Genomic DNA, 24,415 nt, shown 5'->3' with positions numbered 1-24,415 from the left:
CCGATGCGTGTGTCCGGGCCCGGATGTCCGGCCCCTGGATGTCCGTCCGCCGGATGTCCGGCCCTGAATGTCCGGCTCCCGGCACGCCCCCTCCGGAGACGCCCTCCCGGAGACAGCGCCTATGTCAGCCGGACGTCGTCCGCGCGGGCGTGAAGCGTCACGCCCGCGTCGCTGACCGAGACAGCGGTCGGTGCCAGCCCGGCAGGCAGCTTCGGTACGGTCCGCTCCCGGCCGGCGAAGGCCCCGGCGATACGAGGGCCGGCCGGGTCGACCGCACGGCCCGCGAACTGCGCGGCGACGGGCACCACGGTGAGGGTGCGGCCGGCCAGCCGCAGTTCGGCGACGACGGTCAGCGGCAGGCCGAGGAACTCACGGTCGATGCGCAGGCGCCCGTTCCCTTCCGCGGAGAGCGAGACGCCCTCACCGAGACCGGCCCCGAAGGAGCCGAAGGGCGCGGTGAACCGTGCTTCGGCGGAAGCGGCCGTGTACGCACCGGCCCGTTCGGCGACGTCGCGCAGCTCCACCGACGCCTGCACGGGCAACCCTTCCCCGGTGACGGCATCGGCCCGTACCGCCACCCGGGGAAGCGTTCCCTCCGCGGCGCTCAACAGGAACGGGAAGGCGTCGATGCGCACCCGCGGCGTGCCGACCACGGCGCTCTGCCGCCCGGCGATCCGGTCGGCCAGCCGCTCCTCGGCGACGGCGGCGGCGATCCGGTCGGCGACCGGCAGCGCGGCGAGCAGGGCACTCAGCGCGAGCGACGTCCACAACAGCCGCCTGCGGCTTCGGGTCAGGACCCCGGTCACGACGCGCTCCCGGTGGTCGCCAGGGGTGCGCTGCCGGCCTCGGAAGCGGCCGGTACCGGGTCGTGGCCGTCGTCCTCTACGGCCATGTGCGGCAGCAGCCGGTCCAGCCAGTGGGGCAGCCACCAGTTGGCGCGGCCGAGCAGGACCATCGTGGACGGGACGAGAACGCCGCGGACGACCGTGGCGTCCAGCGCGACGGCCGTGGCCAGACCGATGCCGAACATCTTGACCACCGGGTCGTCGGACAGCAGATAGCCGAGGAAGACGCTGACCATGATCAGCGCGGCGGAGGTGATGATCCGGCCGGTCGCGGCGAGCCCGGCGATCACGGCCCGCCGGTTGTCCGCGTGGCGCAGATGGGCCGCGCGGACGGCGCTGAGCAGGAAGACCTCGTAGTCCATGGAGAGGCCGAAGAGCACGGCGAACATCAGCAGGGGGACGTATCCAGGGATCGGCACGGGACCTTCGAGCCCGATCAGGGGCGCGCCCCAGCCCCACTGGAAGACCGCGGTGAGCACACCGTAGGAAGCGGCGACCGACACCAGATTCATCAGGGCGGCCTTCACCGCGACGACCGGGGAGCGGAAGGCCGCCAGCAGAAGCAGCGCCGCGACGGCGAGGACGAAGCCGACGACCAGCGGCATCCGCCGGGCCAGGCGTTCGTTCAGATCGGCCTGGGCGGCCGTGGCGCCGCCCACGTGGGTCACCTGGCCGGTGCCCGCGGTGGCCTCGGGCAGGGTCTCGTCCCTCAGCCGGTGCACGAGTTCGGCGGTGGCCGGGTCGCCGGGCGCGGTGGTGGGAGTGACCTGCCAGCGCACGGCTGTGCCGTCCGCTGCCGTCTGCGCCGACCCGACGGCCGCGACGCCACGGGTCGCGCGCAGGGCGGTGGTGACGTCCGTGATCCGGGCGTCGCCCGGTCCGGATGCCGGGGTGGGCAGCGTGGACACGATCTGCAGGGGGCCGTTGGCGCCGGGGCCGAAGGCGTCGGCCAGCCGGTCGTACGCGGTGCGGCTCGCGGTTCCGGCGGCCTTGTCACCCGCGTCGAGCTGACCGAACGTCAACTGTGTTGCGGGGGCGGCGAGCACACCGGTCAGGGCGAGAGCGGCCAGCAGACAGCGCCACGGCCGCGAGGCGACGAACCCGGCGATACGGCCCCAGCCGCGAGGCCGGTCCTGGCTGCGGGGCCGCTCCCGGCCTGCTCCGGGGAGCGCCGCAGCGGACGCCTCACCGCCCGAGGCGTCCGCTGCGCGCGCCGTGGGCGTGAGCCGCTTCCCCAGCAGCGAGAGCGCGGCGGGCAGCAGGGTGAGCGTCGCGGCCATGGCGACCAGGACGGCGATGCCCGGCGCGAGCGCCAGCGCGTGCAGCAGGGGCAGACCGCCCAGCGCGAGCCCCGTGAGCGCGGCGATCACCGCGCTGCCCGCGAACACCACGGCCTTGCCGGAGCCGGCCATGGTGCGCGCGGCCGCGTCCTCGACCTCCAGCCCGGCCGCCCGCAGCTCACGGAACCGGGTCAGACAGAAGAGCGTGTAGTCGATGCCCACGCCGAGGCCGATCATCGCCGCGATCGTGGTGCCCGAGGACGGCATGTCCGTCAGATGGCCCGTCAGGCCGATCGCACACAGGGAGACGGCCAGGCCGATCGTCCCCGTGAGCAGGGGGACCCCGGCCGCGACCAGGCTGCCGAAGCCCAGGGCGAGGACGACGAAGGCGGCGGCGAGCCCGATGATCTCGCTGTGGCCGGTGGAGCCCTTGTCCGCGGCGGCGGCGAGATCGCCGCCGGGGGTCACCTCGATACCGGCCGTGGTCGCCGGGCCGGCGGCGTCGGTGATGCTCCGGGTGGTGCCGGGCGTGATGTCCCGGCCGGTGACGTCGAGTTCGACCGCGAGCTGAGCGGTGCGGCCGTCGGCACTGAGGGCGCCGCGGCCCGCCGGTCCGTAGGGCGTGGTGACGGCGACGACGTGATCCACGTCCTCGACGGCCCGCGCGGCCTCCTCGACCACCGCCCGTTGCGCGGCTGCGGTGAGGGGAGCGGCGCCCGGCGGTGCGTACAGGACGACGGGCTGCCGGCCGGATGCCGCGTCGGGGAAGGCCCGGGCCGCGTCCCGCGCTGCCTGGCTGTCGCTGCCCGGGATGGTCACGGCCTCGGTGGTGACCTTTCCGAACGCCCCTACGGCGCCGGCCAGGGCGATGAGCAGCAGCAGCCAGGCGGCCACGGTCCGTCTGGGTCTGCGGGCGCACCAGCGCCCTACGGACTGGAGCATCGGGAAGCCGTCCCTCTCGTGCGCGGCGGGCGCGCGCAGTCGTCCGCCAGGGGCATCCCGGCGGGAAGTCATTGCACTCGGCGTGCAATCCGCACGGTTGCATCGGGAGTGCAACAATGTCAACGCAGGGATGGAGGACCCGACGTGAAGCAGTCACACCCGCAGGCGCCGGAGAGTGCCCGGAGCGCCGCTCGTGAACAGCGCGACGGCGCCCGGGAACGGGCGCGCCGCGGTGCGCCGGACGGCCGCACCGAGCGCGGGCGGCAGACCCGCGAGAAGATCGCCGACGCGATGCTCTCGCTGCTGGACGAGGGGGAGACGCAGTTCCCGGCGGACCGGGTCGCCGAGCGCGCCGGGGTGTCGCGGCGCCTGGTGTTCCACCACTTCGCCGACATGGCCCAGCTCCAGGACACCGCCATCGCCCGGCGTCTGGACCAGCTCGCCGCACGGATCAAGCCGCTGCCGACGGACGGGCCGCGGCAGGCGCGGGTGGCGGCGCTCGCCGAGCAGCGCGCCCGGATCCTGGAGTGGATCACTCCGGCGCGGCTGACGATGATGCGCCTGGAGAACCCCTCCGAGCGCGTCGAGGAGGCCACTCGGCAGGTCATGGACTTCGCCCGCCGGAGGCTGACCGAGATCTTCGCCGTGGAGCTCGGCCGGCTGCCCGGGGAGCGCGGGGCCGACCTGCTCAACGGGCTGGACGCGGTGACCACCTGGGGTGCCTGGTACCACTGGCGCAGCAGCGGTCTCGACCCGGAGGCCGCCCGCCGCGCGATGGAGACCGCGGTGCACGCGCTGCTGGCCGTCACCGACCTGCCGGAGACCCGCCCCGACCTGCCGGAGACCCGCCCCGGCCGGCCGGAGACCCGCCCCGGCCCCGGGCCGCGGGCGTGATCTCACTCATCGGTCCCCGGATCTCAGATCGGGGTGCCGTCCGCCTATTCTCGTCACCATGCTGACCATCACCCAGGCCCTGTACGACCAGATCGTCGCCCACGCCCGTGAGGACCACCCCGACGAGGCGTGCGGCGTGGTCGCGGGACCCGTGGGCGAGGGGCGGCCCGAGCGCTTCATCCCGATGCTCAACGCCGCGCGCTCGCCCACGTTCTACGAGTTCGACTCGGCGGATCTGCTCAAGCTCTACCGCGAGATGGACGACCGCGACGAGGAGCCGGTGATCATCTACCACTCCCACACGGCGACCGAGGCGTACCCCTCGCGCACCGACATCTCGTACGCCAACGAGCCCGGCGCGCACTACGTCCTGGTGTCCACGGCGGACACGGACGACGCGGGCCCGTTCCAGTTCCGGTCGTTCCGGATCGTCGAGGGCGAGGTCACCGAGGAGGACGTCAAGGTCGTCGAGGCGTACTGAGGCGTACCGAGCCGCACGGAAAGGGGCGCGGCGTCCGTCTGGCGAACAGATCGCGTCCGCGATACGAGATCACATTCCGGGAGCCGGACCGGGAATCGTTACGATGACCGCATGGTTTCGAACGACGTGAGCGAGAAGACGCCGGGCACGCTGCTGCTCGTGGCGCGGCTGCACGTCGACCTGTGCCGCCTCGCCAGCGCCATGTGTACGGGCTGCGCGGACCGCCGTCCGGTCTGAGCCACGGCCCCAGCGCACCATCCCCTGCACCGACCCCCCGCGCGGGGGCTGAGCCGCGCGCCCCTTACGTCACTCACGCAAGGCACTTACGTCCTCCCGACAGGAGCCCACGCCATGGCCATCGAGGTCCGCATCCCGACCATCCTCCGCACCTACACCGACGGCGCCAAGACCGTCGAGGGCAGCGGGGACACCCTCGCCGACCTCTTCGCCGACCTCGAGAGCCGGCACGCGGGCATCCGGGCGCGCATCGTCGACGGCGACCAGCTGCGCCGCTTCGTGAACGTCTACCTCAACGACGAGGACGTCCGCTTCCTGGACGGCATCTCCACCAAGCTCAGTGACGGCGACAACGTCACGATCCTGCCGGCCGTGGCCGGCGGCATGGTCTGATCCCGGATGCGCTACGACTCCCCGCTCGCAGCGGTCGGCAACACGCCGCTGGTCCGCCTGCCCCGGCTGTCCCCCTCGGAGGACGTCCGCATCTGGGCCAAGCTGGAGGACCGCAACCCGACCGGCTCGGTCAAGGACCGCCCCGCGCTCCACATGATCGAGCAGGCGGAGAAGGACGGCCGGCTCACGCCCGGCTGCACCATCCTGGAGCCGACCAGCGGCAACACCGGTATCTCGCTCGCGATGGCGGCCAAGCTCAAGGGCTACCGCATCGTCTGCGTGATGCCCGAGAACACGAGCGAGGAGCGCCGCCAGCTCCTTGCGATGTGGGGCGCCGAGATCATCTCCAGCCCCGCGGCGGGCGGCTCCAACACGGCGGTGCGCGTCGCCAAGGAGATCGCCGAGCAGAACCCGTCCTGGGTGATGCTCTACCAGTACGGAAACCCGGACAACGCGGGCGCCCACTACGCCACGACCGGCCCGGAGATCCTCGCCGACCTGCCGTCCGTCACCCACTTCGTGGCGGGCCTCGGTACGACGGGCACGCTCATGGGCGTGGGCCGCTTCCTGCGTGAGCACAAGCCCGACGTGAAGATCGTCGCCGCCGAGCCGCGGTACGACGACCTGGTCTACGGCCTGCGCAACCTCGACGAGGGCTTCGTCCCCGAGCTGTACGACGCCTCCGTCCTCACCACCCGCTTCTCGGTCGGCTCCGCCGACGCGGTCACCCGCACCCGCGAGCTCCTCCAGCAGGAGGGCATCTTCGCGGGCGTCTCCACGGGCGCGGCGCTGCACGCGGCGATCGGCGTCGGCAAGAAGGCGCTGAAGGCGGGCGAGTCCGCGGACATCGTCTTCATCGTCGCCGACGGCGGCTGGAAGTACCTCTCGACCGGCGTCTACACGGCCCCCACCACCGAGGCGGCGATCGAAACCCTCCAGGGCCAGCTCTGGGCCTGACCGCCGTGCGCGATGTGCCCCCGGTACCGCGGGCGCGCCCCGGGTGTCCGTCCTCGGTACCGGACGGGCCGGGAGCGCCCCGGTACCGGTACTGCGGGGTGGCCGGAGCGTCCGTCCTCCAGTACCGGACGGGCTGAGAATGCGCCCGGCACCGGTGGCGCGGGACCGGTGGCGCGGGGAGAAAGAAGCTCGCCGCGGGCGCCCGGGCCTCGCGCCTCGCCCTCACCGCGACAGGTGCCGCACCTGGTCCCACAGGAGCGGGTCCACCACACCCACCCGCCGGCGGAAGTCCCGCACCCGGACCTCCCGCAGCTCGTCCGTCTCCAGGAAACTCGGGCGCCCGTGCGTTTCCCCCACCGCCCCCGGCGGCAGCGCGATCACACCGGGACGCTCGTCGTGGTACTTGCTGGTGATCTTGGCGACGCGGGCCGACCCACCGTGGACGTGGAGGACGAGGCAGGGGCGGTCCTTGGAGCCGGGCCCGTCCTCGTAGGGGACGTCCGCCCACCAGATCTCGCCCGGCTGCGGCCGCCGCGTCGGCCCGGCCGGGCGGCCGGGAGCCGGACGATCCGGAGCCGGGCGCCGACCGTGGGGCCGCCCCGGGCGCCGGCCGTCGGGCCGCCCCGGCCCCCGGCCCCGCTCCTCGCGCCCCCGCGGCCTGCCGGACGGCCGGCCCGAAGGCCGCCCCCGCCCCACCGCGGCCACCAGCGCGATCACCACCACCGCGCCGAGCGCGAGCCACCAGGACGTGTCCATACCCCGACCGTACCCGGCGCGCATCTTCTGTCACCCGCCCCCCACACGCCCCGTACGCGCTCCGCACACACCCGCCGCACCTCGCCCTATCCGGTGACAGGGCAGGTGAGTTCGCCCACAACGAGCTGCCGTGAAGGAGCGGGCGACCCTTTCGCGCCTTACGCTCGACGAACCGCACGAGGCTCTCCCGCGCTGCTCCCAGCCCTCCCCGTTTCCCGTCCACGGACGACCGTCCACGGAGGTCCCAGCTCAATGAAGCTCACCGTCGTCGGCTGCTCGGGGTCGTTCCCATCTGCGGAATCGGCCTGCTCGAGCTACCTCGTAGAGGCCGACGGCTTCCGGCTGCTCCTCGACATGGGCAACGGCGCCCTCGGCGAGCTGCAGCGCCACATCGGTCTCTACGACCTCGACGCCATCTTTCTCAGTCATCTGCACGCGGACCACTGCATCGACATGTGCGGGTACTTCGTGGCCCGCTACTACCGCCACGACGGCGGCCGCTGCGAGCCCCTCCCGGTCCACGCGCCGGAGGGCGCCGAGCAGCGCCTCACCACCGCCTACGCGGACACCCCCTCCGACAAGTCGATGAGCGAGGTGTTCGACTTCCACACGCTCAAGCCGGGCGCCTTCGAGATCGGCCCCTTCTCCATCCGTACGGAGAAGGTCGCCCACCCCGTGGACACCTTCGGCATCCGCATCGAGCACGGCGGGAAGTCGCTCACGTACTCCGGCGACACGGGCGTCTGCGACGCGCTCGTCGACCTCGCCGACGGCACCGACCTCTTCCTCTGCGAGGCCGCCTTCACCCACGGCAAGGAGGACATCCCCGACCTCCACCTCAACGGCCGCGAGGCCGGGGCGCACGCCGCCCGCGCCGGGGTGCGCCGTCTCCTCCTCACGCACATCCCGCCGTGGACGGACGCCGAGCGCAACCTGGCGGACGCCCGTGCGGTGTACGACGGCCCGGCGGAGCTGGCGGTCGCGGGAGCGGTCTACGAGATCTGACGGCTGCGACTCCTCTCCCCAGGCCACGGACGCCTCGCCCCGGTAAGATTGCATAAAGCCGGACACATCGTCCTGATCTGCGAGGAGATATGGCCGATGACGTCGCGGACACGCGCCCGCCCCCGCCCAGCGCGCACAGCCACGAGGAGGGGTCGGGGGAGCTGAAGCACAACGCGATCGGCTTCGTCGACGCGCTCGTCATCGGTATCAACTCCACCTCGCCCGCCTACTCCCTGGCCGCGGTCATCGGCCCGGTCGTGGCGCTGGTGAGCATCTACGCCCCCGGCGTGGTCCTCACGTCCTTCGTGCCGATGCTGCTGATCGCGTCGGCCTTCTTCTATCTCAACAAGGTCGACCAGGACTGCGGCACGACCTTCTCCTGGGTCACCCGGGCCATGGGGCCCTGGGCCGGCTGGCTCGGCGGCTGGGCGATCATGATGACCGGGGTGCTGGTGGTCGGCTCGCTCGCCGACGTCGCCGTCGGCTTCGGACTGCTCACCGTCGGCCTCGACAGCTGGGCGGCGAACGATCTCGTACGCCAGCCGCTCACCGTGGCCGTCATCCTCGTGATGACGGCCATCTGCGTCATCGGCACCGAGGCGTCCGCCCACGTCCAGAACGTCCTCATCCTGGCGCAGATCGCCTGTCTGCTGGCCTTCGCCGTCGTGGCGATCCACCGCGTCTACGCGGGTACGGGCACGCTGGACCCGATCAGACCCGAGATCACCTGGCTCGACCCGTTCGGGGCCGGCGGCGCGGCGCTGACCGGGGGCTTGCTCCTGGCCGTGTTCATGTACTGGGGCTGGGAGTCCGCGGTCAATCTGACCGAGGAGGTCAAGCACTCCGAGAGCGCCCCGGGCCGTGCCGGCGTCTGGTCGACGGTCGTGCTGCTGGTGACGTACCTGTCCGTCACCTTCGCGGTCGTCGCCTACGCGGGACCGACGTACCTGGCCGAGAACGCCGACGAGGAGGAGTTCGTCTTCGCCATGCTCGCCGGTCAGGTGATGGGCGGCTGGGACTGGGTCGTGCTGTTCGCGGTCTCGACGTCCGCGCTCGCCTCGACGCAGACGACGATCATCCCGGCGTCGCGCACGGCCCTGTCGATGGCCCGGCGGCACGCGCTGCCGTCGGTGTTCGCCCGCATCCACCCGCGGTTCCGCACACCGCATGTGAGTACGTGGGGCGTCGCCGTCGTCGCCACCGCCTGGTACCTCCTTGTCAGCCGGATCAGCGAGAACGCGCTCCTCGACTCCCTCACGGCGCTGTCGCTGCTCATCGCCTTCTACTACGCGCTCACCGGCGTCGCGTGCGCCGTCTACTACCGCCGCCATCTCACCGAGAGCGTCCGCAACTTCCTGCTGATCGGAGCGGGCCCGCTGATCGGCGCCGGGCTGCTCGCCTGGCTGCTCGTCGTGTCGGTGGGCGACATGTCCGATCCCGCGAACTCCGCAAGCGGCGTCTCGTGGTTCGGCGTCGGCCCGCCGCTCGTCATCGGCATCGTCGTCATCGCCGTGGGGCTGGTCATCATGGTCGCGCGCCGCCTGTCGACCGGTGAGTTCTGGCGTGAGCGTCCCGGTGTGTGCGACCCCGACGCCGTACACGGCAGAAAGCCGTCCTGAATCCCCAAGGAGGCCTGGGATGTCCGTGGTTCTCGGATACGACGAGTCCCCGGGCGCCGCACGGGCGCTGGACGTCGCCATCGAGGTGTCGGCGGCCTTCGGCGAGCCCCTCGTGCTGGTCTTCGGCGCCGCGGCCCCGGGAGCGGCGGGCGAGGAGTACCGGGCCCACCACGAGGCCGTCCGCGAGGCGGGCCGGTCCGCGCTGGCCCACGCCGTCGAGGCCGCCGACGAGGCGGGCGTACCGACGGCCGTCGAGGTCCTGGACGAGCGCCCGGCGCAGGCGCTGCTGGACGCGGCGGCCCGTCACGACGCGCGGGTGATCATCGTCGGCAGCTACGGCGAGAGCCCGATGCGTGGCGCCCTGCTGGGCTCGACCACACACAAACTGCTGCATCTGTCGACGGTGCCGGTGCTGTGCGTACCGGCGGCGGAATGACCGGAGCCCCCGGCCTCCACAGGGAGGACGGGGGCTCCGACGCGCTTGCCCGGCCGGGCTACTTGGCGTCGGCCTTCTCCATCTCGGCCAGCTCTTCGTCGGACTCACGGCCCGGCGTCGGCAGGTTGAACTTGGTGATCGCGAAGCGGAAGACCACGTAGTAGACCGCCGCGAACGCCAGACCGATCGGGATGATCAGCCACGGGTTCGTCGCCTGGTTGAGGCCCAGACCGAAGTCGATCAGACCCGCGGAGAACGTGAAGCCCGCGTGGACACCGAGGGCCCAGGTGATCGCCATGGAGACGGCGGTCAGGACGGCGTGGATCACGTACAGCAGCGGCGCGATGAACATGAACGAGAACTCGATCGGCTCGGTCACACCGGTGACGAACGAGGTCAGCGCGAGCGAGACCATCATGCCGGTGACGGCCTTGCGGCGCTCCGGACGTGCCGTGTGCGCGATGGCGAGCGCGGCGGCCGGGAGGCCGAACATCATGATCGGGAAGAAGCCCGTCATGAACAGACCGGCGCTCGGGTCACCCGCGAAGAAGCGGTGCAGGTCGCCGTGGACGACCTCGCCGGCCGCGTTCGTGAAGTCGCCGATCTGGAACCAGGCGACGGTGTTCACGAACTGGTGCATGCCGATCGGGATCAGCGCCCGGTTGATGAGGCCGAAGATTCCGGCGCCCGCGGCCCCCAGGCCGGTCATCCACTCGCCGAAGTGGGAGATGACGTCACCGATCGGCTCCCACACGAGGCCGAAGAAGACACCCATGATCACGCCGACGAACGCCATGATGATCGGGACGAGCCGGCGGCCGTTGAAGAAGCCGAGCCAGTCCACCAGCTTGGTGCGGTGGTACTTCTGCCACAGGACCGCGGAGAGCAGACCCATGACGATGCCGCCGAGGACCCCCGGGTTGTTGTACGTCGCGGCGACGTCGACACCCTTGTTCGCGGTGGTGTTGACCACGGCTTCGGTGACCGGGAACGCGGTGAGGACGTTCTTGTAGACCAGGAAGCCGACGAGGGCCGCGAGTGCGGTGGAACCGTCCGACTTCTTGGCGAAGCCGATCGCGACACCTATGCAGAAGAGCAGCGGCAGGTTGGCGAAGACGGCATCGCCGGCGGTGGCGAACACCGAGGCGACCTTGTCCCAGCCGAGGCCGTCGGCACCGAACACATCGGGCTGGCCGAGGCGCAGCAGGATGCCCGCCGCCGGCAGCACGGCGATGGGCAGCTGCAGGCTCCGGCCGACCTTCTGCAGGCCCTGGAACAGGCCGGAGCCCCATTTCTTGGCGGGCGTCGCCGTGGTGGCGGTGGCCGTGGACACAACTTCCTCCAGTGGGCAAGGCGCCGCCCTGGACCAGGGGAAAGAGGGGGACGGCGGCGTCTCAGGGGGGAACGCGGTGGTTGGTCCGGACCGCGTGGTCTACACCATTGAGAGGTGTAGACCTGTTGTAGCACGGTGAGGGTGAGATAAGGAACCTGCGTTTTCTGTGGCCTGGGTCATAAGTCGACAATGCCGACAAAGGCCCTCGGGTCACGGGATCCGAGGGCCTGTTGGTCCCCGTCTCCCCGCCCCTGGCCGGAGTGAGGAGACGGCGCGCCTACGGCTTGGTGGCGTCCTTCTCCAGTTCCTCCTGGACCTCCTCCGGTTCCCGCCCGGGGGTCGGGATGTCGAACGCCGTGATGGCGACACGGAAGAGCACGTAGTAGACGACCGCGAAGCAGGCGCCGATCGGAATGATCAGCCATGGCTTCGTGTCCAGGTGCCAGTAGACGACGTAGTCGATGAGCCCGGCCGAGAAGCTGAAGCCGGCGTGGACGCCGAGGGCCCAGGTGATCGCCATCGAGGCGCCCGTGAGCAGGGCGTGCATCCCGTACAGCAGGGGCGCCACGAACATGAAGGAGAACTCCAGCGGCTCGGTCACGCCGGTCACGAACGACGTCAGCGCCACCGAGAGCATCAGGCCCCCCACCCGCTTGCGGTGCTCGGGGCGGGCGCAGTGCGTGATGGCGAGCGCGGCGGCCGGCAGGCCGAACATCATGATCGGGAAGAAGCCGGACATGAACTGGCCGGCGGACGGGTCCCCGGCGAAGAACCGGGTCAGGTCGCCCTGGGCGACCGTGCCCTCCGGTGTCGTGTACTCGCCGGCCTGGAACCAGAAGAAGACATTCAGGAACTGGTGCATGCCGATGGGAATCAGTAGCCGGTTGGCGACGCCGAAGATGCCCGCGCCCCACGCGCCCAGGTCGATCAGCTGTTTGGCGAACCAGTTGAGCGCGTCGCCCACCGGCTCCCACAGCAGCCCGAACACCACGCCCAGGACGCAGCACACGAACGCCATGATGATCGGCACGAGGCGGCGGCCGTTGAAGAAGCCGAGCCAGTCGACGAGTTTGGTGCGGTGGTAGCGCTGCCAGATCGTGGCCGTCAGCAGGCCGATCAGAATGCCGCCGAGCACCCCCGGGTTCTGCGGAATGCCGTCCGGCGTCTTCTCGGTCACCGAGCCGGCGATCGGAAACGCCTTGAGGACGTTGAAGTAGACCAGGAAGCCGGCGACAGCGGCGAGCGCGGTCGAGCCGTCCGCCTTCTTCGCGAACCCGATGGCGACACCGATGCAGAAGAGCAGCGGAAGGCCGAGGGCGGGATCGAGGATGCCGAGGCCCGCCTTGAGCAGGACGTCCGACGTCCTGTCCCAGAACGCCCCGTGCAGATACGCCTCGAAGAGCCGGCCCAGGCCGATGAGCAGGCCCGCCGCCGGGAGGACGGCAACGGGCAGTTGCAGGCTCCGGCCGATCTTCTGGAGCCCGGGGAGGAGCCCGCTCCACCACGTCCGCTCCGGGGGTGCGGGCGCGGCCGCGCTCTCGGCACTCATCGGCGTCCTCCCGGGAACAAGCGACTCCTGGCGGCCGTTGCCCACTGGTGTAGACCAGTTGCGATAGGCTCCCCCGGGCCCGACCGCGGGCAGGGCGCCGGTGATCGTCATCATTCGATACGGGGCCGCAACTCGCCCGCGAAGTTGGGCCAACCGTGAGTTACCGTGACAAAACGGATGAGCGGCCGATGGTCCCCGGCCGCTGCATCTTCCGGGGGCACCCCACGGACCCCGGCCAGAAGACCTAGGGAGAAACACATGGCCAGCAAGGCTGAGAAGATCGTCGCCGGGCTCGGCGGTATCGACAACATCGAAGAGGTCGAGGGCTGCATCACCCGCCTCCGCACCGAGGTCGTGGACCCGAGCAAGGTCGACGAAGCCGCGCTGAAGGCCGCCGGCGCCCACGGCGTCGTGAAGATGGGCACCGCGATCCAGGTCGTCATCGGCACCGACGCCGACCCCATCGCCGCCGACATCGAAGACATGATGTGAGCTCCCTCCCCGCTCACCCGTGAGGGGCCCGTTCCACACCGGACCGGGCCCCCATGTCCGGCCGGATAGGCTCATTGCATGTCTCGAATCGACGACCGCACCCCCGAACAGCTCCGCCCGGTCACCATCGAACGCGGATGGAGCAAGCACGCCGAGGGCTCCGTCCTCGTCTCCTTCGGCGACACCCGCGTCTTCTGCACCGCCTCCGTGACCGAAGGCGTGCCGCGCTGGCGCAAGGGCAGCGGCGAAGGCTGGGTCACCGCCGAGTACTCGATGCTGCCGCGCTCGACCAACACCCGCGGCGACCGCGAGTCCGTACGCGGCAAGATCGGCGGCCGCACGCACGAGATCTCCCGCCTCATCGGACGTTCCCTGCGCGCCGTCATCGACTACAAGGCACTCGGCGAGAACACGATCGTCCTCGACTGCGACGTCCTCCAGGCCGACGGAGGCACCCGCACCGCCGCCATCACCGGCGCGTACGTCGCCCTCGCCGACGCCGTGGCCTGGGCCCAGGCCAAGAAGCTCGTCAAGGCCGGCCGCAAGCCGCTCACCGGCACCGTCGCCGCCGTCTCCGTCGGCATCGTCGACGGCACGCCGCTCCTCGACCTCTGTTACGAGGAGGACGTGCGCGCCGAGACCGACATGAACGTCGTCTGCACCGGCGACGGTCGCTTCGTCGAGGTCCAGGGCACCGCCGAGGCCGAGCCCTTCGACCGCAAGGAGCTCAACGCCCTGCTCGACCTGGCCACCGGCGGCTGTGCCGATCTCGCCGCGCTCCAGACCGAGGCACTCGCCCGCACGCTCGCACCGTGAAGAAGCGCGGAAAGTAAAGAAGCAACCAAGGACGCCACTGCCGGCGTCTCCGATGGCACGGGCGTGCGGGCCGAACCGTACGCCCGTCCGTGAACCCGGGGAGGAACCCTTCCATGCGCAGCCGTCGTATCGCACTTGCCGTCGTCACCGCCGTCGCGCTCACCGGGGCCGTCGGCTGCAGCGCCGTCGACAAGGCCCTGGACTGCGTCAAGACCGCCGACGCCATAGCCACCAGCGTCGACAAGCTTTCCCAGGCCGTCTCCACGGCAGCCGACGACCCCACACAGCTGACCGAGGCCCTCGACGAGATCGACCGGGAGCTCGGCAACCTCCAGGACACGACGGACAACGCGGATCTGTCCAAGGCCGTCGACGACCTCAACAAGAGTGTCGACAACGTCCGCACGGCCGTCGAGAACGGCGACGCCACCCCCGACATCACGCCGGTGACCGATGCCGCCGCCGAGATCGGCAAGGTCTGCACCTCGTAAGCCCGGTGGATCGCCCGTAGATACTGGGCGCATGACCCGCCTGATCCTCGCCACCCGCAACGCCGGGAAGATCACCGAACTCCACGCGATCCTCGCCGACGCAGGCCTCGACCACGAGCTCGTCGGCGCGGATGCGTACCCCGACATCCCCGACGTCAAGGAAACCGGCGTCACCTTCGCCGAGAACGCCTTGCTCAAGGCCCACGCCCTGGCCGGCGCCACCGGCCTCCCGGCCGTCGCCGACGACTCCGGCCTCTGTGTCGACGTCCTCGGCGGCGCCCCCGGCATCTTCTCCGCCCGCTGGTCCGGCACCCACGGCGACGACGCCGCCAACCTGCGCCTGCTCCTGGCCCAGCTCGCCGACATCTCCGACGACCACCGCGGCGCCCACTTCGCCTGCGCCGCGGCCCTCGCCCTCCCGGACGGCACGGAACGCGTCGTCGAGGGGCGGCTGCGGGGCGTCCTGCGCCACGACCCGGTCGGCACGAACGGCTTCGGCTACGACCCGATCCTCCAGCCGGAGGGGTACGACGTGACGTGCGCGCAGCTGACGCCGGGGGAGAAGAACGCGATCAGCCACCGGGGCAAGGCGTTCCGCGCGCTGGTCCCGGTGGTGCGTGAGCTGCTGGACTGACAGTGATGATGTGTGGTGGCTTCTCCGCCGGGTCTGCTCACGGACTGACCGACGCCGACTGGCTGTCCTTCAGGCGATTCGTCGGCCCGCGCGGAGGAGTCATCGCACGCGACCGGACGGACGCTCGTGACCTTGATAGGAGTCAGCCGCTCACCTGCGGATGACGCCTCCCGGGCGTGAAAATCGGTACGGGGCTGTCCGCCGACGCCGCTTGATGTTTGGGCTGTGAGCCCGCATAGGAGTCTGGTGAGGGAGCCGTCCGAGGGGGCCACACACTGTCGCCTTGAGCACGCCGATCAGCTTCTCCGTTCCCCTCAGGCTCCCCGGGCAGCCCCGCCCGCACCAGCTTGGCGGGGCTAAGGAAACGGCCTGTGAGTCTTCGATTCACAGGCCGTTTACGTGCGGCGGAAGGGATTCGAACCCTCAAGCCCTGTCAGGGGCCACAGATCCTAAGTCTGCTGTGTCGCCATTGCACCACCGCCGCCAGCCGCCTGCCATCGTACCGGGACGGGCGGCTGAGCAGGATCGGGTGGGTGCCGGCTGACTTTCCGACGGGAGCCTCCCCGGCACCAGGTGCTGGTGGTCGCATGGCAATTGGGACAGAGCAGTCGAAGGTTCTCGGCGCGGTCGTCGCTCCAGTCACCATTGATGTGGTCGATTTCGAGGGTCATGGGTCTTCCGTGCCACACGGGCCCGGTGCCGCATCCCGCGCACTGCTCCGGAACGCCGACCTCCTTGAGTGCCCGACGCAACGTCACCGTGCGGGTGCGGCGCTCGTCGTAGTGCTTCACCAGTACGTCCTCAGCTCGCCGAACCGGGGTTGGGCCAGGCTTGCCCCTCAGGTGCGCCTGGCCCAGAAAGTGGCTGGTGTCGATGCCGTCCTCGTCCGTCCACGTGCGTAGCAGCGCTCGCTGCCTCCCGTTGTCAGGTCGATCTAGGTATCGCAAGGTGGCTAGGATGGAGAGGGAATCCGCTACGGCCTGTCTCAGCTCTTCGGTGGTCGGTCGGGGGCGCCTGCCGTGTGGCCGGAAGTGCGAGACGTCGATGTCGAAGTGCGCGAAGCGGTCCATCAGATAGCGGCCGAGGCGCTCGTACGGGGCCGTGCCCAAGAAGGCGATGACCTCGTTGATGTCGTGGCATCGCCGTGCGGCTTCCATCAGCAGCTCGCGCGTGTACCGCTTGCTCTGGCTCACCGACCCTCGCCTCCGAGGCTTGACGGTCGGTGCGCCGCAGCCCTGCGCGCTTTGCTGCGACCGCGATAAGTGTCGGTCGTCGAGTGGCAGTTGGGGCAGAGAAGTCGCAGGTTTTCGACCCGATTGTTGCGCCAGTTGCCATCTATGTGGTCAACCTCGAGGGGCAACGGTTGCCCTTGCCACATGGGTTCGATCCCGCAGAGTGCGCAGTGTTCGCTGACCCCAAGATCACGCATCGCCCTCTTCAGTTGGTCGTTGGGTGTGCGCTTGGCGTGCGTGGAGGGGTCCTCCACCAGGATCTCCTCGGCCGACCGGCGACGGCGGTTGTCCCGCATGTTCTCTGTGCGCACCGCTGCGATGAAGTGTGATGTGTCGATGCCCAGAGCGCGGATCCTGCGGCTGATGTGGGTGTGCTGGCCGCCGACGACGTCGATGCCGAGGTGGCGGAGAACTTGGCACATGTTGGTCGAGACCGCGACGGCGGATTCGAGGATCTCCCTCGTCCACCGTGTGCCCTCCCGCTCGAAATGCGACGCGACTATGCCCATCTGCTTCATTCGCTGCCGGATATAGGCCCGCGACGGCCCCTTCGCGTCGACCACCAGCTTCGTCAGCGCCTCGGACAGTGTCCGCGACGACCGCGCCGCCTCGGCGAGGCGCTCGCGGGTGTATGGACTGATCGGCATCCCGTACCCCTCCGTCTCGGCCGCGTGTTCGTGGCCTCGCACGGAGTAACGAGCCGACTATCGGACAGTCACGTCCGGAATGTGGAACGGGCCGCTCCGGCTGTGCGGAGCGGCCCGTCCTGCGGCAGTGGGGTTCTCAGATGCCCAGGTCCTTGATGATCTTCGCGACGTGGCCGGTCGCCTTCACGTTGTACAGCGCACGCTCGACCTTGCCGTCCTCGTCGACGACGATCGTGGACCGGATCACGCCGGTGACCGTCTTGCCGTAGAGCTTCTTCTCGCCGAAGGCGCCGTACGCCTCCATGACGGCCTTCGACGGGTCGCCCACCAGCGTGACCTTGAGGTTCTCCTTGTCGCGGAACTTGGCGAGCTTCTCCGGCTTGTCCGGCGAGACGCCGATGACGTCGTAGCCGGCGCCCGCCAGGACGTCCAGGTTGTCGGTGAAGTCGCACGCCTGCTTGGTGCAGCCGGGCGTCATGGCCGCGGGGTAGAAGTAGACGATGACCTTGCGGCCCTTGTGGCCGGCGAGCGAGACCTCGTTGCCGTCCGCGTCGGGCAGGGTGAAGTCCGGGGCGGTGTCGCCGGGCTGGAGTCGCTCGCTCATTCTCGGTTCTCCTCAAGGGGTACGGACGTACGGCACCGAGCGTAATAGGGGTGCCGTGGGGTGCGGCGGGCATCGAGCTGACAGACTGTCGATGACGTAGCAGTTGACGAAGAAGTACGGATACGACCACGGAGGCGGCGCAGTGTCGGATTCCAGGACCCCTGCGCAGATCGAGGCGGACATCGTCCGCCGGCGTGAGCGGCTCGCCGAGACACTCGACGAGATCGGGGTGCGGGTGCACCCGAAGACGATCATCGGGGATGCGAGGGCCAGGGCTGCCGCGACCGTGGACCAGACCGCCGGGCGGGCGTTCGTCGCCGTGAACCGGGCGGTCACGGACATGAAGGGCCGTTTCGTGCACAGCGACGGCGCGCCCCGGCTGGAGCGCGTGGTGCCCGTGGCCTTGGTCGTCGTCGGCGTCGTGGGGGTGCTGGCGCTGTCCGCCAGAAAGCGGAAGGCGTGACCCCCGGCGAGGCGTGCGACGAGGACGGACAGGTAGGTTCGTGGTCGTGAGCGAGAACACCCACCACGACAAGCTGCCGATCAAGATGCTGCACGACCGGGTGCTGGTCCGGTCCGATGCCCCGGAGGGCGAGCGGCGCTCCGGCGGCGGCATTCTGATTCCGGCGACCGCGGCGGTCGGCCGCCGTCTCGCCTGGGCCGAGGTGGTCGCGGTCGGGCAGAACGTCCGCACCGTCGAGCCCGGGGACCGGGTGCTGTACGACCCGGAGGACCGGGCCGAGGTCGAGGTGCGCGGCGTCGCGTACATCCTGATGCGCGAGCGCGACCTGCACGCGGTGGCCGCCGACCGGTTCGAGGGCGGCGAGGACACGACGGGGCTGTATCTGTAGGCGAGACCTGCGGGGGAGCCCGGTACGGGATGCGAGAAGGGCCTGGTGACCGGTGTCACCAGGCCCTTTCGTATCCGTTTGCTACCTTTGGGGGAACCCGACGAGACGCGCCGTACCGGGCATCGCAAAGACGACGCACCCACGCACGAAGTCCGCGTCTCGGAGGTGCCTGTCATGGCCTGGGTTCTGCTTGTCGTCGCCGGTCTGCTCGAGGTCGGCTGGTCGATCGGGATGAAGTTCACCGACGGATTCACCCGGTTGTGGCCGAGTGTCTTCACCGGCGCCGGAATCGTCGCGAGCATGTTCCTGCTGTCCTACGCCGCGAAGTCCCTGCCGATCGGAACGGCGTACGGGGTGTGGGTCGGCATCGGCGCGGCCGGTGCGGCGGTGGTCGGCATGGTCGCGCTGAACGAGCCGGCGACCGCGGCGCGGATCTTCTTCGTGGTGCTGCTGCTGGTCGCGGTGGTGGGCCTGAAGGCGACGTCGGGCCACTAGGGCCTGCGCTTCCCACCAGGACCTGCGTTCCCACCGGGGCCTGCGTTTCCCCCGGCCCGCCCCTTCCCGATGCGGCGGGCCGAGGGAAGACCCACGGTCAGAGCCGCCGCGGGAACACGCTGAGACCGTCGTCGTCCGGGGCCGGGACCCGGGTGGGGCCGGGGTCCGGGGTGCCGGGGCGGGAGGCCGGGCCGGTCCTCGCGGGGCCGCCCGTCGGAACGGAGGCCGCCGGGCCGGAGCCCGACGGGCTCGGCGTCGGCCCGTCCGTCCGCCCCTCGCCGCCCACCGCACCCGTCCCGTCCTCGTCCTCCTCGACGGGCGACTCCGACGCGTCCGGCGAGAACGACGAGTCCCGCGCCGGAGGCCACTCCTCGTCGACCCCCTCCTCCAGCACCAGGTCGAACTCCTTCACCTCACCACCCTTCAGCGCCGCCGCCGTGAACTGCCCCCAGATCGCCGCAGGTCGCCCGCCACCGTTGATCCGGGCATCCCCGAGCGCCCCGTACAGCGGCTTCTGCTCCGCCGTGACCGGGTCCTGGCCCATCACGGCGACGACCGTGGCCAGTTCGGGTGTGTAGCCCGCGAACCAGGCCGCCTTGTCCTCCTCCGCCGTCCCCGTCTTTCCGGCCGCCGGCCGGCCCGCGGACTGCGCCGCGGTGCCCGTGCCCCCCTCGACCACGCTCTGCAGCATCGACGTCGTCGTGTCGGCCGCCTCCCGGCTGACCGCCTGCCTGGTCCGCGCGTCGGGCAGCTCGATCTCCTCGCTGCCCTTGGTGACGGTCTCGACGAGCGTGTACGTGCCGTGCCTGCCGTGGTTGGCGAGCGTCGCGTACGCCTCCGCCATGTCGAGGACGCTCGCGGTGGCGACACCGAGCGCGATGGACGGCGACGCGTTCAGATCGGGGGTGTTCGCGGGGATGCCGAGCGCGACGGCGGTCTCCTTCACCCTGCCCGGGCCGATGTCCTGCGCCATCTGCGCGTACACGGCGTTGACCGAGTGGTCGGTGGCGTTGCGGACCGTGATGGGGCCGTACGAGCGGTTGTTCTCGTTCTCCGGGGCGTAGCCGGTGGGCCCGCTCGCGCCGTACACCTCGCGCTGGTCGGTGCCGTCGTAGACGGTGTGGGGGGTGATGCGGCGGCCGTCCAGGGTCTGCGAGCCGTGCTCGACGGCGGCGGCGAAGACGAACGGCTTGAAGGTGGAGCCGACCTGGTAGTCGCGCCGGGTCGCGTTGTTGACGAACTGTTTGGTGTAGTCGATGCCGCCGTACATCGCGACGACCTTGCCGGTGGCCGGGTCGATAGCCGCGCCGCCGACCCGCACGTTGCGGTCCTGCGGCCGGCTCGCGCTGCGCCTGGACATGACGTGGTCGTCGACGGCCTTGACGAAGGCGTCCTGCTTCGGCTTCTCCAGCGTGGTGGTGATGCGATGGCCGCCGCGCGCCAGGGTGTTGTCGTCGATGATGCCGTTGCTGGTGAGGTAGTCCTCGACGGCCTGGACGATGTAGCCGCGCTGGCCGGACAGGCCGGTTGCGGGGCGTGCGGTCTGCGGCATCGGGAATGCCATCGTGGCGCGCTCGGCGGTGCTGAGCCATCCCCGCTCGACCATCCCGTCGAGCACGTAGTTCCAGCGGGCGCGCGCGGCGCGCATGTTCTCGGGGCGCGTGGTGACGTCGTACGCGCTGGGGGCGTTGAGCAGCGCGGCGAGATAGGCGCCCTCGGCGGTGCCGAGCTCGCCGACGTCCTTGGAGTAGTAGGCCAGCGCGGCGGCCTGGATGCCGTACGCGTTGCGCCCGAAGTAGCTGGTGTTGAGGTAGCCCTCGAGGATCTCGCTCTTGCTCGCCTCGCGATCGAGCTTGATCGCGATGAAGAACTCCTTCACCTTGCGGGTGACGGTCTGCTCCTGGACCAGGTAGTAGTTCTTGACGTACTGCTGGGTGATGGTGGAGCCGGACTGCTTGCCCTTGCCGATGAGGGTGTTCCAGCCGGCGCGGACCATCGCGAGGGGGTCGATGGCCCGTTCGGAGTAGTAGTCGCGGTCCTCGGCGGCGAGTACGGCGTGCTGGACGGTGTGCGGGACCTGCGCGAGATCGACGTTCTCGCGGTTGACCTCGCCGTCGCGGACGATCTGGGTGCCGTCCTTGTAGAAGTAGACGTTGGACTGGGCGGTGGCGGTGGCGTTGGCGGGCGGGATGTGGACGAGCAGGTAGCCGGCGACGAAGCCGGCCATGAGGATCAGCGCGCCGACCAGGAACGTACCGAGGAGCGTCCGCCACGTGGGTACGAGGCGCCGCAGGCCCCTGCGCCGGGGGTGGGGCCCGGGGCCTTCCTGGGCCGCCTCGCCGCTGCCGCCCTTGTGTCCCCGGTAGACCTCGTCGCCGTGATGGCCCTGATGGCCCGGGTGGCCCAGGTGGCCATGGGGGCCGTAGTAGCCCCTGCGGTCCCCGTTGCCCGCGTGGCCGTTGCCGTGGGGCGAGGGCCACCCGGTCGTCAGGTCCCGGCGTTCCCAGCCTCGCTGCGGTGGCTGCTGTGGCTGCTCGTCGCTCATGTCGGTGGTGACTCCTCGGCCCCGTTGTCACAGACGCTGTCATATCGGGCGATTGGCTTGGTGTGCCCATACTGCACTTCTCGCCCTTCTAACCCCCGGACCGCCGCTGGGAATACGGTCGCGTGGCCGATCCCGCTGGACTAAGGTCGTGCGCTTTGGCGCCGGCGGGCGCCGGCGATCCCGACGATCGCGGAAGGGAGGCTGTGGTGCGGCTCTATGCGGTCGTGCTGGCCGGCGGGTTCCGGCGCTATGCGACGTACCGGGTGGCAACGGCGGCAGGGATGTTCACCAACACCGTCTTCGGCTTCATCGTGGCGTACACCTATACCGCCCTCTGGGATGAACGTCCGCAGCTCGGGGGCTACGACCTCTCCCAGGCGCTGACGTATGTGTGGCTCGGCCAGGCCCTGCTGATGACGTGCGCCATGATGGGCGGCGGCTTCGAGGACGAGCTGATCGAGCGGATCCGGACGGGTGACATCGCCGTCGACCTCTACCGTCCGGTGGACCTCCAACTGTGGTGGCTAGCAGGCGACTTGGGGCGGGCGGCGTTTCATCTGCTCGGCCGCGGCGTCGTACCGATGCTGTTCGGTGCGCTCGCCTTCGAGCTCGCGCTGCCGGGTGACGCGCTGACGTGGCTGGCCTTCCTGCTCTCGGTAGCGCTCGGCGTCGTCGTCAGCTTCGCGGTCCGCTACGTCGTGGCGCTCTCCGCGTTCTGGCTGATCGACGGGGCGGGCGTCCTGCAGATCGCCTGGCTGGCCGGGCTCTTCTTCTCCGGGATGCTGCTTCCGCTCACCCTCTTCCCCGGCGCCCTCGGCGAACTGGCCCTCGTCCTGCCCTGGTCCGCGCTGCTCCAGGTCCCGGCGGACGTCTTCCTGGGCAAGCACACGGGGTGGGGGCTGTTCGAGGCCTACGCCTTCCAGGCGGGCTGGGCCGTGGCGCTCCTGGCCGCCGGGCGGCTGCTGCAGTCGGTCGCCGCAAGGAGGGTGGTGGTGCAGGGTGGTTGACGGGCTGCGCGCATACGGGCTCATCGCCATGATGTGGATGCGCTCGACGATGGCGTACCGCGCCTCCTTCGCCATGACGGCGCTCGGGAACTTCGCGGCGACCTCGTTCGACTTCGTCGTGATCATCCTGATGTTCGCGCACACGGAAGCGCTCGGCGGGTACAGCCTGCCCGAGATCGCGCTGCTGTACGGGGTGTCGGGCACCGCCTTCGGCCTGGCCGATCTGCTGATGGGATCGATGGACAAGCTGGGACGGCGGGTGCGCGACGGCACCCTGGACACCCTGCTGGTGCGACCGGTCCCGGTCCTCGCCCAGGTGGCGGCGGACCGCTTCGCGCTGCGCCGCCTCGGCCGGATCACACAGGGGCTGTTCGTCCTCGGCTACGCGCTGGTCGCGCTCGACATCGCGTGGACGCCGCTGCGGGTGGCGGTGGTCCCGATGATGGTGCTGAGCGGGGCGGCGATCTTCACTTCGCTGTTCGTGGCGGGCGGGGCGTTCCAGTTCGTCGCCCAGGACGCCGCCGAGGTGCAGAACTCCTTCACATACGGCGGGAACACGCTCCTCCAGTACCCGCCCACGATCTTCGCGAAGGACCTGGTGCGGGGCGTGACCTTCGTCGTACCGCTGGCCTTCGTCAACTGGCTGCCCTCGCTGTACGTCCTGGGGCGGCCCTATCCGCTGGATCTGCCGCCGTGGCTCGCCTTCGCGCCGCCGCTCGTCGCGGCGTTGTGCTGTGGGCTCGCCGGGCTGGCATGGCGGGTGGGCCTTCGTTCGTACCGGAGCACAGGGAGCTGACGCGCCATGGACATGATTGACGACGGCACCGAGGACGGCACCGAGGACGTCGCCGAGAACATCACCGAGGAATTCACCGAGGAATTCGCCGAGGACTTCATCGAGCTGGACGGTGTCGAGAAGGTCTTCGACGTACGCCGCAGAACGGGCCTCCTGCGCCGCGAGAAGACACAGGTGCGGGCGGTCGACGGCATCAGCTTCCGCGTGCCGCGCGGCGAGATGGTCGGCTACATCGGCCCGAACGGCGCGGGAAAGTCCACCACCATCAAGATGCTGACGGGCATTCTGACGCCGAGCGGCGGGCGGCTGCGCGTCGCCGGGATCGACCCGTCGCGCGAGCGGACCCGCCTGGCGCGGCGCATCGGCGTCGTCTTCGGTCAGCGCACCACACTGTGGTGGGACCTGCCGCTGATCGACTCGTACCGCCTGGTCCACCGCATGTACCGGATCCCCGACGCGCGCTACCGCGCGAACCTCGACCGGTGCGTGGAGCTGCTGGACCTCGGCGAGCTGCTGAACGTGCCCGTACGGCAGCTGTCGCTCGGGCAGCGGATGCGCGGCGACATCGCGGCGGCGCTGCTGCACGACCCGGAGGTGCTCTATCTCGACGAGCCGACGATCGGGCTCGACGTCGTGTCGAAGGCGAAGGTGCGGGAGTTCCTGCGGGACCTGAACGCCGAGCGGGCGACGACCGTGCTGCTCACGACGCACGACCTCACCGACATCGAGCAGCTGTGCAAGCGGGTCATGGTCATCGACCACGGCCGGCTGATGTACGACGGTGCCCTCGCCGGGCTCCACGAGGTGGGCGCGAGCGAGCGAACGCTGGTGGTGGACCTGGACCGGGAGCTGCCGCCGATCGAGGTGGCGGGGGCGCGTCCGGTTCGCGTGGAGGGTCCGCGGCAGTGGCTGTCCTTCCCGGCGTCCGAGTCGGCGGCGCCGATCGTGGCGGCGATCGCGGCGGAGTATCCGCTGGTGGACCTGTCGGTGCGGGAGCCGGACATCGAGGCGGTGATCGCGAAGATGTACGCGGGGGAGAGGTCGGCGCGGTGAGCCGCGCAGCGGGTCGACCGCCCGG

Annotated in this window: 26 protein-coding genes, 1 tRNA gene, 1 pseudogene and 1 riboswitch; of the genes and pseudogenes, 18 read left to right on the top strand and 10 right to left on the bottom strand. The window is 70.6% G+C overall.

Translation table 11 applies throughout. The features are described 5' to 3' along the window. Window positions 1-119: 119 nt before the first annotated feature. Complete coding sequence (locus ACWCP0_RS30745) at window positions 120-806, bottom strand: LmeA family phospholipid-binding protein (RefSeq protein WP_451082031.1); 687 nt, start codon at window positions 804-806, stop codon at window positions 120-122. Then, a complete protein-coding gene (locus ACWCP0_RS30740) occupies window positions 803-3,139 on the bottom strand; it encodes an MMPL family transporter (RefSeq protein ID WP_451082030.1) in 2,337 nt (778 codons plus the stop codon). The genes ACWCP0_RS30745 and ACWCP0_RS30740 overlap by 4 nt, the downstream gene beginning before the upstream one ends. A gap of 72 nt (window positions 3,140-3,211) precedes the next feature. On the opposite strand from ACWCP0_RS30740, the gene ACWCP0_RS30735 reads away from it, so the two are divergent. The 5 genes from ACWCP0_RS30735 to ACWCP0_RS30715 all read left to right on the top strand — a co-directional run bounded on the left by ACWCP0_RS30735 (window position 3,212) and on the right by ACWCP0_RS30715 (window position 6,029). Continuing rightward, window positions 3,212-3,961, top strand: coding sequence for a TetR/AcrR family transcriptional regulator (locus tag ACWCP0_RS30735; protein ID WP_451082029.1), 750 nt, complete (start codon window positions 3,212-3,214; stop codon window positions 3,959-3,961). A 58-nt stretch (window positions 3,962-4,019) separates the two neighbouring features. After that, on the top strand, window positions 4,020-4,442 hold the full coding sequence (locus ACWCP0_RS30730) for a Mov34/MPN/PAD-1 family protein (RefSeq protein ID WP_451082028.1): 423 nt from the start codon (window positions 4,020-4,022) through the stop codon (window positions 4,440-4,442). 111 nt (window positions 4,443-4,553) lie between these two features. Then, window positions 4,554-4,679 carry a putative leader peptide gene (locus ACWCP0_RS30725; RefSeq protein WP_451082027.1) on the top strand — a complete coding sequence of 42 codons (126 nt, stop codon included), beginning with the start codon at window positions 4,554-4,556 and terminating at the stop codon, window positions 4,677-4,679. 114 nt (window positions 4,680-4,793) lie between these two features. Next, entirely contained in the window at window positions 4,794-5,072 is a 279-nt protein-coding gene (locus tag ACWCP0_RS30720) for a MoaD/ThiS family protein (RefSeq protein WP_451082026.1), read from the top strand. 6 nt (window positions 5,073-5,078) lie between these two features. Continuing rightward, the gene (locus tag ACWCP0_RS30715; RefSeq protein WP_451082025.1) at window positions 5,079-6,029 is read left to right on the top strand and encodes a PLP-dependent cysteine synthase family protein; all 951 of its coding nucleotides are present in this window, start codon (window positions 5,079-5,081) and stop codon (window positions 6,027-6,029) included. Window positions 6,030-6,251: 222 nt separating this feature from the next. On the opposite strand, the gene ACWCP0_RS30710 is transcribed toward ACWCP0_RS30715, so the two are convergent. Next, window positions 6,252-6,785 carry a type II toxin-antitoxin system PemK/MazF family toxin gene (locus tag ACWCP0_RS30710; RefSeq protein WP_451082024.1) on the bottom strand — a complete coding sequence of 178 codons (534 nt, stop codon included), beginning with the start codon at window positions 6,783-6,785 and terminating at the stop codon, window positions 6,252-6,254. A gap of 252 nt (window positions 6,786-7,037) precedes the next feature. Here ACWCP0_RS30710 and ACWCP0_RS30705 point away from each other — a divergent pair, with 252 nt between their 5' ends. The 3 genes from ACWCP0_RS30705 to ACWCP0_RS30695 all read left to right on the top strand — a co-directional run bounded on the left by ACWCP0_RS30705 (window position 7,038) and on the right by ACWCP0_RS30695 (window position 9,845). After that, the gene (locus tag ACWCP0_RS30705; RefSeq protein WP_451082023.1) at window positions 7,038-7,790 is read left to right on the top strand and encodes an MBL fold metallo-hydrolase; all 753 of its coding nucleotides are present in this window, start codon (window positions 7,038-7,040) and stop codon (window positions 7,788-7,790) included. Window positions 7,791-7,879: 89 nt separating this feature from the next. After that, window positions 7,880-9,409, top strand: a complete 1,530-nt coding sequence (locus ACWCP0_RS30700; protein WP_451082022.1) for an APC family permease — start codon at window positions 7,880-7,882, stop codon at window positions 9,407-9,409. 19 nt (window positions 9,410-9,428) lie between these two features. Further along, entirely contained in the window at window positions 9,429-9,845 is a 417-nt protein-coding gene (locus tag ACWCP0_RS30695) for a universal stress protein (RefSeq protein ID WP_451082021.1), read from the top strand. Between the two features lie 58 nt (window positions 9,846-9,903). Here ACWCP0_RS30695 and ACWCP0_RS30690 read toward each other — a convergent pair whose 3' ends face one another. Next, window positions 9,904-11,178 (bottom strand): PTS transporter subunit EIIC, encoded by a 1,275-nt coding sequence (locus ACWCP0_RS30690; RefSeq protein ID WP_451082020.1) that lies wholly within the window; start codon window positions 11,176-11,178, stop codon window positions 9,904-9,906. A 277-nt stretch (window positions 11,179-11,455) separates the two neighbouring features. Continuing rightward, on the bottom strand, window positions 11,456-12,727 hold the full coding sequence (locus ACWCP0_RS30685; protein WP_451082019.1) for a PTS transporter subunit EIIC: 1,272 nt from the start codon (window positions 12,725-12,727) through the stop codon (window positions 11,456-11,458). Between the two features lie 258 nt (window positions 12,728-12,985). On the opposite strand from ACWCP0_RS30685, the gene ACWCP0_RS30680 reads away from it, so the two are divergent. The 4 genes from ACWCP0_RS30680 to rdgB all read left to right on the top strand — a co-directional run bounded on the left by ACWCP0_RS30680 (window position 12,986) and on the right by rdgB (window position 15,160). Next, window positions 12,986-13,219, top strand: a complete 234-nt coding sequence (locus ACWCP0_RS30680; RefSeq protein ID WP_093660495.1) for a glucose PTS transporter subunit EIIB — start codon at window positions 12,986-12,988, stop codon at window positions 13,217-13,219. Between the two features lie 78 nt (window positions 13,220-13,297). Next, the gene (rph, locus tag ACWCP0_RS30675) at window positions 13,298-14,035 is read left to right on the top strand and encodes a ribonuclease PH (RefSeq protein WP_451082018.1); all 738 of its coding nucleotides are present in this window, start codon (window positions 13,298-13,300) and stop codon (window positions 14,033-14,035) included. A gap of 113 nt (window positions 14,036-14,148) precedes the next feature. Beyond that, window positions 14,149-14,526: a hypothetical protein gene (locus ACWCP0_RS30670; protein WP_451082017.1), complete on the top strand. Its 378-nt coding sequence runs from the start codon at window positions 14,149-14,151 to the stop codon at window positions 14,524-14,526. Window positions 14,527-14,557: 31 nt separating this feature from the next. Beyond that, the gene (rdgB, locus tag ACWCP0_RS30665) at window positions 14,558-15,160 is read left to right on the top strand and encodes an RdgB/HAM1 family non-canonical purine NTP pyrophosphatase (protein WP_451082016.1); all 603 of its coding nucleotides are present in this window, start codon (window positions 14,558-14,560) and stop codon (window positions 15,158-15,160) included. Window positions 15,161-15,560: 400 nt separating this feature from the next. On the opposite strand, the gene ACWCP0_RS30660 is transcribed toward rdgB, so the two are convergent. From ACWCP0_RS30660 to bcp, 4 genes are all read right to left on the bottom strand, one after another. Next, window positions 15,561-15,644: transfer RNA gene (locus ACWCP0_RS30660), tRNA-Leu, on the bottom strand. Then, window positions 15,610-16,353, bottom strand: a complete 744-nt coding sequence (locus ACWCP0_RS30655) for an HNH endonuclease (protein WP_451082015.1) — start codon at window positions 16,351-16,353, stop codon at window positions 15,610-15,612. Before ACWCP0_RS30655 ends, ACWCP0_RS30660 begins: the two co-directional genes overlap by 35 nt. Continuing rightward, window positions 16,350-17,039 carry an HNH endonuclease signature motif containing protein gene (locus ACWCP0_RS30650; protein ID WP_451082014.1) on the bottom strand — a complete coding sequence of 230 codons (690 nt, stop codon included), beginning with the start codon at window positions 17,037-17,039 and terminating at the stop codon, window positions 16,350-16,352. Before ACWCP0_RS30650 ends, ACWCP0_RS30655 begins: the two co-directional genes overlap by 4 nt. 136 nt (window positions 17,040-17,175) lie before the next feature. After that, window positions 17,176-17,643 (bottom strand): thioredoxin-dependent thiol peroxidase, encoded by a 468-nt coding sequence (gene bcp / locus ACWCP0_RS30645; protein ID WP_451082013.1) that lies wholly within the window; start codon window positions 17,641-17,643, stop codon window positions 17,176-17,178. A 142-nt stretch (window positions 17,644-17,785) separates the two neighbouring features. Between bcp and ACWCP0_RS30640 the strand changes: the two genes are divergently transcribed. The 3 genes from ACWCP0_RS30640 (at window position 17,786) to ACWCP0_RS30630 (ending at window position 18,989) form a co-directional block, all read left to right on the top strand. Then, window positions 17,786-18,106, top strand: coding sequence for a DUF3618 domain-containing protein (locus ACWCP0_RS30640; RefSeq protein ID WP_451082012.1), 321 nt, complete (start codon window positions 17,786-17,788; stop codon window positions 18,104-18,106). A 46-nt stretch (window positions 18,107-18,152) separates the two neighbouring features. Next, window positions 18,153-18,494 carry a GroES family chaperonin gene (locus ACWCP0_RS30635; protein WP_451082011.1) on the top strand — a complete coding sequence of 114 codons (342 nt, stop codon included), beginning with the start codon at window positions 18,153-18,155 and terminating at the stop codon, window positions 18,492-18,494. 76 nt (window positions 18,495-18,570) lie between these two features. Next, window positions 18,571-18,634, top strand: a riboswitch (guanidine-III (ykkC-III) riboswitch). 34 nt (window positions 18,635-18,668) lie between these two features. Beyond that, entirely contained in the window at window positions 18,669-18,989 is a 321-nt protein-coding gene (locus ACWCP0_RS30630; RefSeq protein WP_451082010.1) for a DMT family transporter, read from the top strand. Between the two features lie 97 nt (window positions 18,990-19,086). On the opposite strand, the gene ACWCP0_RS30625 is transcribed toward ACWCP0_RS30630, so the two are convergent. Further along, window positions 19,087-21,534, bottom strand: a complete 2,448-nt coding sequence (locus tag ACWCP0_RS30625) for a transglycosylase domain-containing protein (RefSeq protein WP_451082009.1) — start codon at window positions 21,532-21,534, stop codon at window positions 19,087-19,089. Between the two features lie 206 nt (window positions 21,535-21,740). Here ACWCP0_RS30625 and ACWCP0_RS30620 point away from each other — a divergent pair, with 206 nt between their 5' ends. The 3 genes and pseudogenes from ACWCP0_RS30620 (at window position 21,741) to ACWCP0_RS30610 (ending at window position 24,390) form a co-directional block, all read left to right on the top strand. Continuing rightward, window positions 21,741-22,541: an ABC transporter permease gene (locus ACWCP0_RS30620; RefSeq protein ID WP_451082008.1), complete on the top strand. Its 801-nt coding sequence runs from the start codon at window positions 21,741-21,743 to the stop codon at window positions 22,539-22,541. Continuing rightward, window positions 22,531-23,337, top strand: a pseudogene (locus tag ACWCP0_RS30615) (ABC transporter permease); the annotation flags it as partial. The gene ACWCP0_RS30620 and the pseudogene ACWCP0_RS30615, both read left to right, overlap by 11 nt. Before the next feature lie 12 nt (window positions 23,338-23,349). Further along, window positions 23,350-24,390, top strand: coding sequence for an ABC transporter ATP-binding protein (locus ACWCP0_RS30610; RefSeq protein ID WP_451082059.1), 1,041 nt, complete (start codon window positions 23,350-23,352; stop codon window positions 24,388-24,390). Window positions 24,391-24,415: the final 25 nt, after the last annotated feature.

This window comes from Streptomyces sp. NPDC001970, assembly GCF_053594115.1.
The sequence above is the reverse complement of the archived record's forward strand: the minus strand, read 5'-3'. Positions and strand labels throughout refer to the sequence as shown.

Bases quoted from the DNA above. Each gene is read 5' to 3' on its own strand.
- rph (WP_451082018.1), top strand. From the start codon at position 13,298: ATGTCTCGAATCGACGACCGCACCCCCGAACAGCTCCGCCCGGTCACC.
- ACWCP0_RS30700 (WP_451082022.1), top strand. From the start codon at position 7,880: ATGGCCGATGACGTCGCGGACACGCGCCCGCCCCCGCCCAGCGCGCAC.
- ACWCP0_RS30630 (WP_451082010.1), top strand. From the start codon at position 18,669: ATGGCCTGGGTTCTGCTTGTCGTCGCCGGTCTGCTCGAGGTCGGCTGG.
- ACWCP0_RS30710 (WP_451082024.1), bottom strand. From the start codon at position 6,785: ATGGACACGTCCTGGTGGCTCGCGCTCGGCGCGGTGGTGGTGATCGCG.
- ACWCP0_RS30650 (WP_451082014.1), bottom strand. From the start codon at position 17,039: ATGCCGATCAGTCCATACACCCGCGAGCGCCTCGCCGAGGCGGCGCGG.
- ACWCP0_RS30720 (WP_451082026.1), top strand. From the start codon at position 4,794: ATGGCCATCGAGGTCCGCATCCCGACCATCCTCCGCACCTACACCGAC.
- ACWCP0_RS30685 (WP_451082019.1), bottom strand. From the start codon at position 12,727: ATGAGTGCCGAGAGCGCGGCCGCGCCCGCACCCCCGGAGCGGACGTGG.
- rdgB (WP_451082016.1), top strand. From the start codon at position 14,558: ATGACCCGCCTGATCCTCGCCACCCGCAACGCCGGGAAGATCACCGAA.
- ACWCP0_RS30725 (WP_451082027.1), top strand. From the start codon at position 4,554: ATGGTTTCGAACGACGTGAGCGAGAAGACGCCGGGCACGCTGCTGCTC.
- bcp (WP_451082013.1), bottom strand. From the start codon at position 17,643: ATGAGCGAGCGACTCCAGCCCGGCGACACCGCCCCGGACTTCACCCTG.
- ACWCP0_RS30715 (WP_451082025.1), top strand. From the start codon at position 5,079: ATGCGCTACGACTCCCCGCTCGCAGCGGTCGGCAACACGCCGCTGGTC.
- ACWCP0_RS30680 (WP_093660495.1), top strand. From the start codon at position 12,986: ATGGCCAGCAAGGCTGAGAAGATCGTCGCCGGGCTCGGCGGTATCGAC.
- ACWCP0_RS30625 (WP_451082009.1), bottom strand. From the start codon at position 21,534: ATGAGCGACGAGCAGCCACAGCAGCCACCGCAGCGAGGCTGGGAACGC.
- ACWCP0_RS30610 (WP_451082059.1), top strand. From the start codon at position 23,350: ATGATTGACGACGGCACCGAGGACGGCACCGAGGACGTCGCCGAGAAC.
- ACWCP0_RS30695 (WP_451082021.1), top strand. From the start codon at position 9,429: ATGTCCGTGGTTCTCGGATACGACGAGTCCCCGGGCGCCGCACGGGCG.
- ACWCP0_RS30670 (WP_451082017.1), top strand. From the start codon at position 14,149: ATGCGCAGCCGTCGTATCGCACTTGCCGTCGTCACCGCCGTCGCGCTC.
- ACWCP0_RS30730 (WP_451082028.1), top strand. From the start codon at position 4,020: ATGCTGACCATCACCCAGGCCCTGTACGACCAGATCGTCGCCCACGCC.
- ACWCP0_RS30705 (WP_451082023.1), top strand. From the start codon at position 7,038: ATGAAGCTCACCGTCGTCGGCTGCTCGGGGTCGTTCCCATCTGCGGAA.
- ACWCP0_RS30740 (WP_451082030.1), bottom strand. From the start codon at position 3,139: ATGACTTCCCGCCGGGATGCCCCTGGCGGACGACTGCGCGCGCCCGCC.